The sequence below is a fragment of the uncultured Moraxella sp. genome (genome assembly GCF_945873075.1).
In the GTDB taxonomy this organism is placed as follows: Bacteria; Pseudomonadota; Gammaproteobacteria; order Pseudomonadales; family Moraxellaceae; genus Moraxella.
This window is the reverse complement of the sequence record NZ_CAMCBS010000018.1, coordinates 1-12,306: the sequence shown is the minus strand read 5'-3', so window position 1 is coordinate 12,306 and position 12,306 is coordinate 1. Positions and strand designations below refer to the sequence as shown.

Sequence of the window (12,306 nt, the reverse complement as noted above, 5' to 3'; positions counted from 1 at the left end):
CAATTCAATTCTTTTATAAATAGACTATGATACAAGTTTTGAGATTTTGTTGCCACTGTTTTTCGTATTGATTTGTTGAACTTCTCACCATTGATCACTAATAACCATCATCCACCAGTTGCCGTGACCAGTTTTGGCGTAATAAAAATCATCAGCTCAGTCTTATCATTGCCCTTGTCATCATGTCGAAATAGCCGACCAAGCACAGGTACATCACCCAGAACTGGTACTTTATTGGCTTGCTTATTATCCGCTTGGCGATAGATGCCACCAAGCACGACCGTTTGACCATTTTCGACGATGACATTGGTCTCGATGACATCTTCTTGGATGGCGATGTTACCAAGCGTGGTGATCGGTGTGCCGTTTTTGATGGTTAATTTCATAGTGATTTTGCCATCCGGGGTGATTGACGGTGTTGCTTCAAGTAGTAGCACCGCTTCTTTAAAGCTCGTTGTGGTGGCGCCAGCATAAGTTGTCTCTTGATAAGGAATCTGTACGCCCGATGAGATGCGTGCGGTCTGCTTGTCAGCAGTGAGCACCTTTGGCGTCGAGATAACTTCGCCCTTGTTTTCAGCTTGCATGGCAGATAATTCCAAATCCAAGATACCATCGGGCAAATTCAGCAGCCCAAAGGCAATGCGCCCCATTGCATCTGCTACACCCAGATTTACCCCTTGATAATTGGTATTATACTCGCCTGCATTCATGCCTTGATTGCGCATCGCCCACAGCGAATTTTGGGAGCCTGAGACTTGTACATTACCCACCGATGCTTGTGCGCCAAGCCGTACACCAAGCTGTCTGCCAAAGCTTTCGTTCGCCGAGATGATGCGTGCTTCGATCATCACCTGCTCGACAGGAATGTCAATCCGCGCAATCATCTCACGGATATTTGCCACACTTTGGGCGGTGTCTTGGATGATGAGCGTGTTGGTACGCTTATCAACTGTAACTGTGCCTTTTTCGGATAATAGGCTGCCGCGCTCGACCGTCACGACAGTCTCATCGGTCTGCTGATAGCGAGTCATGGGCGATAGCTGATTGGCGCCATCGTTACGGCTGCTGCGATTGATATTACCCCGCTCAATCTTTTGTCCCATGATCAGCGCCGCCACATCTTCTGCCATCGCATAATGCAGGCGGATGTATTCTGTGCCGATGGGCTGATTGGCTTGGATAGATTTTGAGCTGACGATCCAGACATTACCATTTTTTAGCACGGATAAATTGCGCATCTGCATCACTACATCAAATGCCTGATCCCAAGGCACATTGGTCATACGAATGGTGATATTACCCGTGACGCTATCATCGGTGATGATATTAATCCCCGTAAAGCTTGCCAAGACATCAAGCACCGCTCGCACAGGCATATCAGCGAACTCAAGGCTGATGGGCTTACCTGTATAACCGCTCGTAGGCGTATCGACGATAGCTGTATCAGCCTGCACGCCAGTCGATAGCGCGAGCAGCCCAATCATCATCCACGGGGATAGTTTTTTCATCTTATGACCTTCCGATTATTTCTTCATAAAGCCAAGCTCGGCTGTGCGATGATAGTAATACCCATCATCAGCAAGTACCGCTTCATCGAGATAAATACCCCGCTCATCAATGCGCACCACCTGCCCATGATGTCGCCCCAGATAGTGACCGACAGCGACCTGATGCACACGCCCATCGGGACTTTGGACGATCGCCACCATGCGTGCACCATCACTGATACGCCCTTGATAACTCAGCTGACCAAGCTCAAACAGCTCAAGCGGTTGGCGTGGGCGCTGTGTATCGATCTTGACACGCTTGGCATGACGATACCATGCTGATTCGGCAGGCTTTTGGCTTGTATTGATACTTGCATTGGCGCTTGCAGGTTTGCTTGGCTGCTCTTGTGGTGGTTTGGCTATCCTACTTGCATCAGATGATGGTTGATCGCTTGATGGCTTGGTTTTATTATCCACGCCTGTATCGGACTTGGCATCTGATTTATCCGATGGGGCGGATGTGTCTTGAGCAGTTGGCGGTTCAGTATTTACTTGGCGATAGGGATTAACAAATGGATCTTTGTTAGTCTCATAACTGATTGTCGGCATCGGCTCAGATGGTCGTGGCACAGCCGTTGGTACACTTGGCGCATCCATCACAGTGGCAAGCTTGGCATCAGCGATGTCTTCAGCACTTTGACCACAGGCAGTCATGCATAGCAGTGCACCCATCAACCACAGATAGCGCATCATGGCTTGACTTCCTGTGCTGTGCTGACAGGCTGATTATTGGCTTGATAGCTCACTAGACGCATGGTCAGCCTAAGGCGATTTGACGCCCCATCTGCCATCAGCTCATAATCCCCCATCATCAAAAGATACTCGCTACTATCAATTGCAACGAGCCACCGCCCTAGCGCATGATAATCACCCGTCGCCACCACCATCATCGGACGCTCGATGATGTGCGCTTGCGTCTTATCCATCGGCTGCACTGTTGCGCTTTGCACCTGCACGCTTGCTTGACTGGCCTGTGTATGGATCATGCTGATAATCTCGGTCATTGGTGCGCTTTTTGGCACTTGGGCAAGCCGTGCATCGAGTGCTTGACTTTCTTCCGTGAGCTGAGATTTTCTGGTCTCAAGCAAGCGCAGTTGTTGGTAACTGCGTGCAAAGTCATCGATTAGCACTCGCTCTTGGCTCATCAGTGCGGAGCGCTTGGTCATGCTTGGGGAAATCAGCACCAGCCACACCACAATCGCCATCACGCATACCACAAGCGCAATGACAACCGCCTGTACTGACGATGGCGCACTGCCGATATTATGGCGATTGACTTGATTGAGCGTACGCCAAAATCTCTGCGATGATAAACGAAGGTTATCCATTTTCATCAATTAGTTATCCTTACCAATCATCTGTACATCTTGGATGGATGCTTGATTTGTAGGCATAATTTTCTTTGCTGAAATGCTAAAGCGCATCGCCTGCTTGGCATCTTGTAATGAAGTGACAAGCACTTCTTGATACACCCCAGACAGCTCAAGCGAACTGGCAAATGCCGACACCTGTGCCGAAGTTGTGCTCATGCCAGTGATGCTCACTTCATCCGCGCTCTCTTGAATACTATCCAGATACACACCTTGTGGCACAAGGTTTGGTAGCGCCTGCCAAGTGGTGAGTAGCTGATTATCTTGATCAAGTAAATCGATGGCGGCAAGCTTGGATTTTGTGTCGTTGATTTTTTGTTCGATGGCGTGTATTTGGTTGATCTTGGTTTGATTCTCTTCGATGCGTGCTGTGATGATGGCATTAACTTGAGTTTGCTTGTGCGTCTGATAAGCCATCAGCGCATAAATCACTCCTAGAATCATGGCTGTGATGGACAAGACTATAATAAATTTTTTCTTAAAATTATCCGCATCCGTTAGGCGTTTTTGATCTCGCCATGGCAAAAGATTCACACCATGAATGTCCGCCGATAATGCCATCGCCGTCAAAAGCTGTGGTGCATCCGTGCCAAGATCTGCATGATACAGCTGTGGATCTGGCACTCCATACACTGCCTTTATGCCAAGCTTCTCGGTTAATCGCTCATCAAGCCCTGCCCATACAGCTGTATCGATACCCGATAGCAGTAGTCGTGATGGTAATGGCGCTTGATGTATCTGATAGCTATGTAGCATGGTCATAAGCCGATCGCACATCGCATCGATCTGCATGCTATCCATCGCCGTCTGCGGATGGACAGGCTCCTCCACTTGTCGCAGCTCACCTGTGGATACATCACCAAAGCTGATTTGATACTCATCCTGTACTGCATTTGGCTGCTCCGCCTGCTGCAAAGATAAGCTATCCACTGCATCACTTTCTAGCGATGAGTCCAAATCCATCACGGACTGCACCTGTTGGGCGGAGTCATTTGGGTTGTTTGCTTGATATTGAGCCAAAAACTGATAAAAATCAAGACCATCGCCATCTGATGTTTTGGATACTGCTTGAGGTGATGAATCAACATCATCCGACGGCGTATGCGATACTGCCTGCGACGCTATAAGCTGGTCAGATGCCGTCTGGCTTTCTGTGAATGTGTGCGTACCAAACAGCGCTGTCGTCCGGTATGCCACCCCAGATTCATCTAGCACCAGCAGCTGCGTTTGATGCGTCTGAATGTCAAGCACCGCAACCGTCGGCTCATCTAAGGTGCAAAATGCTCGTACCGCTTGCGCCATTGATTGCGACCACACGCCCACCGACTGCGTCTCAAGATTTGCCATCGCCAAGACTTCTGCACAGTCATCGACCGCTTGACGATGTGCGACGGTGAGCCATACTTGGGTACGCTCAACTGAGCCATGCGTCACATAGCCATCAATACAAAAATCAACATACACTTCATCGATCGGCTGTCCGATGTAGCGCTCAGCATCGATCAAAATCGCCGCTTCCACTTCATCATCGTCCAGATGACCAAGCAATTCGATGCGTGTACGCATGATGGCATCATCGGCCACAGTCGTGATGGCAGAGACTGGTGTGATGAGCAGTTGGTCTATGGCTGCCGTGATGGCATCGGCCAGTGCGGATTTGTCAATGATTTTGCCATGCATGAGCGCATCATGGCAAGGTGCGATGGCATAGTCTAGCAGATGATACTGTCCTGCATGCACATCGACCAGCGCAGCCGTGACAGCAGCATCACTCATTGATATGCCTACAACAGGCGTCGTAGGCACACGACCAAATACAGTGGAGATAGATAGCTTCGGTAAGCGTATGGATGGACGAGTCAAGGGCACAGCATATCCTTATGGCAAAAGCCTACGCCCCATAATCACCGTATCCGCCAAAAAACCATCCATATCACACACCTTAGGCAGTACGCCCCACTGCACAAAATCAAACTGCGCAAATAAGGATAAACTTGGTAAATTATGCTGAAAAATCAGCGCCACGACATTATCAATGCCATGCTTTGGTGCGACCGATAGCATGAATGCCAGCAGTGATTTGCCCATACCACGATGGTGGTATGGCTTGGTGATATACAGGCTAATCTCGGCGGTGATGTGATAAGCAGGCAAGCTGTACAAATCGCTAAAGCTTGCCCAAGCGACGATTTGCCCATCATCGACGACGACATAGATGGGGCGAGTGGCGTCATTATGCGCTTCAAACCAAGCCATCCGCCCATCAACCGTGTGCGGTGTCAGGCTAGCATGAGCGATTTTGTCATCAACCGTTTCATTAAAAATCTCAACCAGTCGTGGCAAATCAGCCCGTCTTGCCAATCGGATTTGTTGCGCTATCGCCATCACATTCCCTTGATTATCAAATAATTAGCACAAATAATGACCACAAACAATTGCCAAACTTAGCTACCAAACTTAGCCGATGACTTCGACCAACTCACCCTCGACTAGGTGCATACTTTTGGCGGCGGTGATTTTGACCATGACAAATTTACCCAGCAATGACTCATCACCGGCAAAGACCACCGAGCGAGTATTGTCCGCCGAGCCATGCAGATAGCCTTCATAGCGACTGGCAGGCTCTTCGACGAGCACACGCACCACTTGACCGACCATCGCACGAGTTTTGGCAAAGGTTGATTCTTTGATGACTTCTTGAAACTGCGCTAAGCGAGCTTTTTTGGTCTCAAAGCTGACATCATCAGGCAGCTCAGATGCTGGCGTGCCCGGGCGTTTTGAATAAATAAAGCTGTACGAGTGGTCAAAATCCAAGTCCTTGGCAAGCTGTAGCGTCTCATTAAAATCGCTATCAGTCTCACCGGGAAAGCCGATGATAAAATCACTCGATAAGTGCAAATCAGGACGAATCGCTTTGAGCTTATTAATCTGATTGATATACACATCCACCGTGTGATTACGCTTCATTGCAGCTAGGATGTTGTTTGAGCCACTTTGCACAGGCAAGTGCAGGTGCGAGACCAGCTTATCAATGCTCTTGTACGCATCAATGATGTCATCGGTGAACTCTAGCGGGTGGCTGGTGGTGTAGCGGATACGCTCGATGCCATCGATATGCGCGACATAGTGCAATAGCTCGCTAAAGCGACAAATCGTGCCGTCGTCTTTTTCGCCACGATAGCCATTGACATTTTGACCAAGCAGATTAATCTCACGCACGCCTTGCTCTGCCAAAGCATCAATCTCAGCCAAGACATCATCAAGCGGACGGGACAGCTCTTCGCCACGAGTATAAGGCACGACGCAAAATGAGCAGTATTTTGAACAGCCTTCCATGATAGAGACGAACGCCTTGTAGCCTTCAACCTTTGGCTCAGGCAAAAAGTCAAATTTTTCGATACTTGGAAACGACACATCAACCACGCCGATGCGGTTTTTTGGGAGTTCGTCGTGCTGTTTAGTGGATTGTTCGTACAGCTCAGGCAAGCGGTGCAAGGTCTGCGGCCCAAAGACCATATCGACATACGGCGCGCGTTTTTGGATATTATCCCCTTCTTGGGATGCCACACAGCCACCGACACCGATGACGAGATTGGGATTTTTTTCTTTGAGTTTACGCCATCTGCCAAGCTCACTAAAGACCTTCTCTTGCGCCTTTTCACGGATGGAGCAGGTGTTCATGAGTAGCACATCAGCTTCATTGATGTCATGGGTGACGACCATGCCATGCGATTGACCCAGCACATCGCCCATTTTTTCAGAATCGTATTCATTCATCTGACAGCCTTGCGTGACGATATAGACTTTTTTGGTCTTTTTGTCGCTGATGTCGGCGACATTTTGCACAGGCAAATCGTGACTGTTGTTATGAATTGTGTTAGTGGCGGTGCTTTGGTGGGCTTTTGGGTCAAACGTGGCGACTTTCATGACGGGGTTTTCCAAAATGACAAAATAAACGGGTTATTTTAGCATAATTGGTCAAGGTTGTGGTAGGATAATGCCAAAAATCCCCATTGGATTTGCCTGTTGTCCTGCTTGTACCCTGCTTGGGCTTTATAATTGGACTGTTAATTACAACTTTTATACATCCAAGCAACCTTGATTTGATACCCTAGACAAACCTTTATCCATCATTTGACATTAGATGAGTTATGAAAACTTTTAAGATTACCAAACTTCACTGTGCGACCCTACTATGTGCCATCGGCGCTATCACCCAAGTGGCGTGCGCCAAAGGCAATGCCAATGATGGCAGTATTTATCAGTTCATCGATGCCGACCGCCAAAAATCCAATATGAGTGCCCTATACGATTATGAACAAAGTATGCAAGGCACGCTGTTTGGCGTCTATCCGACCTATTGGCGACTCAATGCCAATCTATCAAGTCAAAGCCCAAGCACGGTCAATGACTTTGTACGCCAATATCCAAGCAATGTCATGAGCGAAAAACTCGCCGCCGACTATGCCGAGACCAAAGCTCGTCAAGGCGACTACGCATCGGTGCGTGCTGTGGCAAATAGCATCGAAAACCCCGATACATCCGAAGCGTGCGCCATCGCTCTAGGCTTTAACCAAAGCGATGACAGTATGCGTGCCCTATACCAAAAACCCAATGTCTGGCTCAACACCCAAATCAAGCAATCACTGTGCGATAAGCTTGCCACCGAGATGAGCAGTAACCCACGCATCACCAATACTGACAAGCACGAACAGCTGGTGCGTATGCTACGCATTGATAAGCGTCAATTATCCAGCCGTCAATCACCACTGGATAAAACAGGCGATATCATGACGCTGATTAATCAGCTGAACTTACCAATCAGTTATCAGACGATTAATGAAATTCGCAGTAATCCCAATGCGTTTTTGACCAGATTTCAACAAGAACCTTATAGCGATGCTAATCAATATCTGTACATCTACGCCATCAGTCAGCTGGCACATCGCTCGCACTGGGAGGCTGTGACACAGCTCAACTACGACATCAGTCAAGACAACAACCGCAGTCAGCGACTGATTTCCGAAATGGCTCGTCGCTATGCGTGGCGTAGCATTGCCGTCAAGCGGATGAATATGAATACCGACGAAGGCTTTAGCATGGATTCGGTGACTTATTTCAAAAATAGCTTGGGCGAGCCATTCAACTACGAAGAAGCCGAAGACTACGCCCAAGCCGCCATTCACTTTAGCCAATGGCAAGATGTCATCAACGCCATCGGTGCGATGACCGCAGTACAACAGCAAGAGCGTGTATGGCAATATTGGCTGGCTCGTGCTTATGAACAAACGGGCAAATCCGCCGATGCCAAGCGACTGTATGGCAATTTGTCATCAGGTATCGACTACTATGGACTACTTGCCAAAGACCGACTAGGTCAGCGTCTGACACTTTCGGATATCGGTGGTAATGTTTTGCCAACTGTCACCACCAAAGATGCCGAGCGTGTGATGAATAATGACTATTTTGCCCGCGCTTATCTGCTCATGCAAAATAACGCAAGTCTTGAGCATATCAACCGTGAATGGAACTGGGCAGTGCGTAAGGCTCGTGAAGCAGGCGATACCGCACTGATTCTAGCAGCAGCGACTAAGGCGCACAATCTAGGCTACTATCATCGCAGTATCCAAGCCATCGAGACGACCGATAATCTAAGAAATGCCGCTCTATCGCACCCGATGCCGTATTATGACAATACCATCCGCCACAGTCGCAATGTCGGCATTGACCCTGCGTGGGCATATGGCATTATGCGTCAAGAAAGTCGCTTTCAGCCATCGGCACAGTCAGGCGCAGGCGCTGGCGGCCTGATGCAAATCATCCCCGGCACTGCCAGCCAAATCGCCCGTGGCATGGGCGAGAGCACAGGCAGTATGAGCGACCCTGATACCAATATCCGCTATGGCACATGGTTCTTGAACGACCTTGCCAATAAAGCAGGCGGTCAAATCGCCGTCGCCACCGCGGGCTACAACGCAGGACCGGGTGCTGCTCGCAAATGGATTCCTAAGCATGGCAGTATCAGCGCCGACCAATATGTCGAAGCCATTCCCTATGCCGAGACTCGTGCCTATGTCAAGCACGTGATGGAAAACGCCACCATTTATAGCGTGCTACTGGGTCAATCGACACCGATTAGTCAGCGTATGGGTACGGTCAATCCGTCGTTCTAAGTCATCATCAAACCATAACCAACAGCCAAAGACAAACCCCAAAAGTCATCAGCCAACTTTTGGGGTTTGTTATTTTGCACACCTTGGCTATTTTTTGCCAAGTTGGCAAGATTGCATTAAGCAGTCAGCACTCGGCGATGTAGCTCGGCAAGCCCTGCTTCCATCGCTAATTGTAGCTCTTCGGTCAGCGTGCGTTGATCTTTATTCTCTGGATAAATCGGCGCAAGCGGTAACACATGAGCGGTGATGCCTTTTGAGTCGGCGACTTTTTTTAGGCTATCAGCCATCGAACGCTCGCCATAATACGCCGCATCATCAGACAGCTTACCATCTTTATCCACATACGCAATCACCAGTGGACAAATCGGCAAGCCAGTATCGATGGCGGATTTGAGCAGTTTGCCATAGATTTTTTTGATTTGCTTGCCATCTGTGGTGGTCGCTTCAGGGAAAAATACCACCGATGAGCCACCTTGCAAAAAGCTTGTAATCTGGTCAGACACCGAGCCTGTATCGCCCGAGCCACGCTTGATAAATAGCGTCCCGCCTGCTTTGGCAAGCTTGCCAAAGATTGGCCATTCGCCGATTTCTGCTTTGGATAAGAAAAACACCGGCGCCACACTGCCAACCACAGGAATATCGAGCCATGACACATGGTTACTCACCCAAAGACCATGCGTCTGCGGTACGGGCTCAACCTGCACGACATTCACCCCAAATGAGCCCGCCATACGACGGCAAAACTCTTGAACATAAGGCGAGAGTTTCTCACGGGATGCTTGACCGCCAAAAGCGCCCACTTTTTGGGCAGCACGAAAGCCACCCACCAAAGTGCCTGTCATGCCGATGAGTTTTTTGCTGCGATTGTATTGAGTGCGGATAAATGTAACCATAGCCTGTGCTTGTTTGTCAAAAATCTTAAGTGTACAAGCCTAAACCCAAATGCAAAAAAAATCAAGTAATTTTGGTGAACGCTTATACACTTTTTGTAAATTGACACGGCTTGGCAACAGCTTTTCTTTGTTAATTAACAAACATTCAACCTGTTATGACTCACAAAAAAAATCGCCCAAGCCATAGACTTGAGCGATAGTTAATCCCAAATGGATTAGTGATTAGCGATTAGTGGTGATGACCGCCGACACCGTGCGCATGGCCGTGTGCGATTTCGTCCGCAGTAGCAGCACGCACTTCGACGATTTCAACATCAAAGGTCAGCTCAACGCCTGCAAGTGGATGGTTGCCATCAACCACAACCACTTCATCATTGACATCTTTGACAGTAACCAGCATCACATGACCGTCGTCGGTTTGTGATTGGAACTGCATACCCACTTCGATATTGTCCACACCTTGGAAATTGGCGCGTGGCACTTCTTGCACCGCTTCTGCGATGTACTCGCCGTACGCTTCTTCAGGAGCGACGGTGACTTTGAATTTGTCGCCAGCAGCTTTGCCAGTCATTTCTTTTTCAAGACCTGGAATGATGTTGTGATGACCATGTAGATACGCCAATGGCTCGCCACGAGATTGGTCAAGGGTTTCGCCCTTGTCGTTGGTTAGGGTGTAGTTAAATTTTACAACGGTATCATTTGCGATAGTTGTCATAAGAGATTCCTTACAAAATTGTGCCAAAAGCGTCCAAGCCAAATGCTATAGCCGCCCAAATTGGCAAAAAGTTATCGCCATTATAACAGAAGTTTGGTAAATTTGCCCATCAATTACAAAAAAGTCGTTACAAGCTGTAAATTTCAGCCCAATGATTGCAAAATCAGCCAAGTTTGCTATGATATTTCACCAATTCATCAATCACAAAAAAACATTAAGGAAATAACCCATGACCATTCACTATCATCTTGATTTTACACGCTATTATGACCATCTGTGCGATGTAGAGTTGCAGTTTAGCGCAGATACGGACGCACCGCAGTTATCGATGGTGACTTGGATTGCAGGCAGTTATTTGATTCGTGAATTTGCCAAGAACATTACTAAGGTTATCTACACGATTGATAGCGTAGAGTATCGTGCGACCAAAGCCGATAAGCACACCTTTAGGCTCGACCACGCCAAAACAGGTGATGCTGTGAGCGTGCGCTATGAAGTGTATTGTTATGATTTGTCCGTGCGTACGGCATTTGTCGATGGTCAGCGGATTTTTGGGAATTTTAGCTCATTATTGTTATTATTAAATCATGATAAATACCGTCCTGCAACTGTCAGCTTATATATCCCAAATACCTTTATCCATCAGCATCCAAGCTGTACCATCGCCTGCGGATTACCCCATAAAAGCACTCAAGATACTAATGGCATCACTTATCAATTTGCATCGATGCCTGCCTTTGATTATTTGGATTATCCATTTGAGATTGGCACGCAAGATGTGTTTGACTTTACTGTCACCGACCAACACGGACACACCATCCCCCATCGCTCATTCATCGCAGGTCACCATCAATCTGATTTAGACAGACTAAAAAATGACCTACAAAAAATCTGCCAAGCTTATGTCGATTGGCTCGGTGATACGCCGTTTAATGATTATACCTTTATGACGATGGTCACGGGCAATGACTATGGCGGGCTTGAGCATATCAATTCGACGGCACTCGTCAGTCCACGCACTGATTTGCCAAGCATCACCGAGCCTGCCATGCCAAGCAGTGACTATCAGCGATACTTGGGGCTGTGTAGCCATGAGTATTTTCACGCATGGTGGGTCAAGACCGTCAAGCCTGATGTGATGGTGGACAATCCGCTTACCAATGAAGCTTATACGCCGCTGCTTTGGGTGTTTGAAGGTTTTACATCGTATTTTGATGATTTGATGTTGCTACGCTCGGGGGTGATTGATGAGAAAAATTATCTCAAATTACTCACCGCCCAAATCAATCGCTATCTACAAACCGACGGTAGAGCACACCAAAGCGTCGCCGAATCAAGCTTTGATACTTGGATTAAGCTGTATCGCGCGGACGAAAACACCGCCAATCAAGGCATCAGCTATTATAACAAAGGCGCACTGGTCGCCCTACTGCTGGATTTGGCACTGCTTGAGCATAGTGATGGCAAGTATCGTCTGTTTGATGTCGTCAAAGTCTTGTATGAACAATCAGGTGGCAAGCCTATGGGCATTAGCACTGATACGCTTGGTCAAGTCATCGTATCGATGATGGGTGATGCGCCATGGCAAGCATTTTATCAAGCCTATGT

The 12,306-nt window shown here is 48.1% G+C and carries 10 protein-coding genes; 2 read left to right on the top strand and 8 right to left on the bottom strand.

Annotated features, from left to right (window positions below):
• Nucleotides 1-107: 107 nt before the first annotated feature.
• From Q0N89_RS07095 to miaB, 6 genes are all read right to left on the bottom strand, one after another.
• Nucleotides 108-1,508, bottom strand: coding sequence for a type IV pilus secretin PilQ (locus Q0N89_RS07095; protein ID WP_294034832.1), 1,401 nt, complete (start codon nt 1,506-1,508; stop codon nt 108-110).
• A gap of 15 nt (nt 1,509-1,523) precedes the next feature.
• Nucleotides 1,524-2,240: a pilus assembly protein PilP gene (locus Q0N89_RS07090; RefSeq protein WP_294034831.1), complete on the bottom strand. Its 717-nt coding sequence runs from the start codon at nt 2,238-2,240 to the stop codon at nt 1,524-1,526.
• Complete coding sequence (locus Q0N89_RS07085) at nt 2,237-2,881, bottom strand: type 4a pilus biogenesis protein PilO (protein ID WP_294034830.1); 645 nt, start codon at nt 2,879-2,881, stop codon at nt 2,237-2,239. Before Q0N89_RS07085 ends, Q0N89_RS07090 begins: the two co-directional genes overlap by 4 nt.
• A gap of 3 nt (nt 2,882-2,884) precedes the next feature.
• Nucleotides 2,885-4,780: a pilus assembly protein PilM gene (gene pilM / locus Q0N89_RS07080; RefSeq protein ID WP_294034829.1), complete on the bottom strand. Its 1,896-nt coding sequence runs from the start codon at nt 4,778-4,780 to the stop codon at nt 2,885-2,887.
• A 15-nt stretch (nt 4,781-4,795) separates the two neighbouring features.
• A complete protein-coding gene (locus Q0N89_RS07075; protein WP_294034828.1) occupies nt 4,796-5,302 on the bottom strand; it encodes a GNAT family N-acetyltransferase in 507 nt (168 codons plus the stop codon).
• A gap of 72 nt (nt 5,303-5,374) precedes the next feature.
• Complete coding sequence (miaB, locus tag Q0N89_RS07070; RefSeq protein WP_078254799.1) at nt 5,375-6,844, bottom strand: tRNA (N6-isopentenyl adenosine(37)-C2)-methylthiotransferase MiaB; 1,470 nt, start codon at nt 6,842-6,844, stop codon at nt 5,375-5,377.
• Nucleotides 6,845-7,068: 224 nt separating this feature from the next.
• Here miaB and Q0N89_RS07065 point away from each other — a divergent pair, with 224 nt between their 5' ends.
• Complete coding sequence (locus Q0N89_RS07065) at nt 7,069-9,090, top strand: lytic transglycosylase domain-containing protein (RefSeq protein ID WP_294034827.1); 2,022 nt, start codon at nt 7,069-7,071, stop codon at nt 9,088-9,090.
• A gap of 116 nt (nt 9,091-9,206) precedes the next feature.
• Here Q0N89_RS07065 and Q0N89_RS07060 read toward each other — a convergent pair whose 3' ends face one another.
• The gene (locus Q0N89_RS07060) at nt 9,207-9,983 is read right to left on the bottom strand and encodes a 1-acyl-sn-glycerol-3-phosphate acyltransferase (protein ID WP_294034826.1); all 777 of its coding nucleotides are present in this window, start codon (nt 9,981-9,983) and stop codon (nt 9,207-9,209) included.
• Nucleotides 9,984-10,212: 229 nt separating this feature from the next.
• The gene (locus tag Q0N89_RS07055; RefSeq protein WP_078253356.1) at nt 10,213-10,698 is read right to left on the bottom strand and encodes a peptidylprolyl isomerase; all 486 of its coding nucleotides are present in this window, start codon (nt 10,696-10,698) and stop codon (nt 10,213-10,215) included.
• 229 nt (nt 10,699-10,927) lie between these two features.
• Between Q0N89_RS07055 and Q0N89_RS07050 the strand changes: the two genes are divergently transcribed.
• Nucleotides 10,928-12,306: M61 family peptidase (locus tag Q0N89_RS07050; protein ID WP_294034825.1), on the top strand; the 1,379-nt coding region annotated here is incomplete at its 3' end.

Excerpts from the sequence above, each read along its gene's own strand:
- Q0N89_RS07060 (WP_294034826.1), bottom strand. The coding sequence starts at position 9,983 with ATGGTTACATTTATCCGCACTCAATACAATCGCAGCAAAAAACTCATC.
- Q0N89_RS07090 (WP_294034831.1), bottom strand. The coding sequence starts at position 2,240 with ATGATGCGCTATCTGTGGTTGATGGGTGCACTGCTATGCATGACTGCC.
- Q0N89_RS07075 (WP_294034828.1), bottom strand. The coding sequence starts at position 5,302 with ATGGCGATAGCGCAACAAATCCGATTGGCAAGACGGGCTGATTTGCCA.
- Q0N89_RS07085 (WP_294034830.1), bottom strand. The coding sequence starts at position 2,881 with ATGAAAATGGATAACCTTCGTTTATCATCGCAGAGATTTTGGCGTACG.
- Q0N89_RS07095 (WP_294034832.1), bottom strand. The coding sequence starts at position 1,508 with ATGAAAAAACTATCCCCGTGGATGATGATTGGGCTGCTCGCGCTATCG.
- miaB (WP_078254799.1), bottom strand. The coding sequence starts at position 6,844 with ATGAAAGTCGCCACGTTTGACCCAAAAGCCCACCAAAGCACCGCCACT.
- Q0N89_RS07055 (WP_078253356.1), bottom strand. The coding sequence starts at position 10,698 with ATGACAACTATCGCAAATGATACCGTTGTAAAATTTAACTACACCCTA.
- Q0N89_RS07065 (WP_294034827.1), top strand. The coding sequence starts at position 7,069 with ATGAAAACTTTTAAGATTACCAAACTTCACTGTGCGACCCTACTATGT.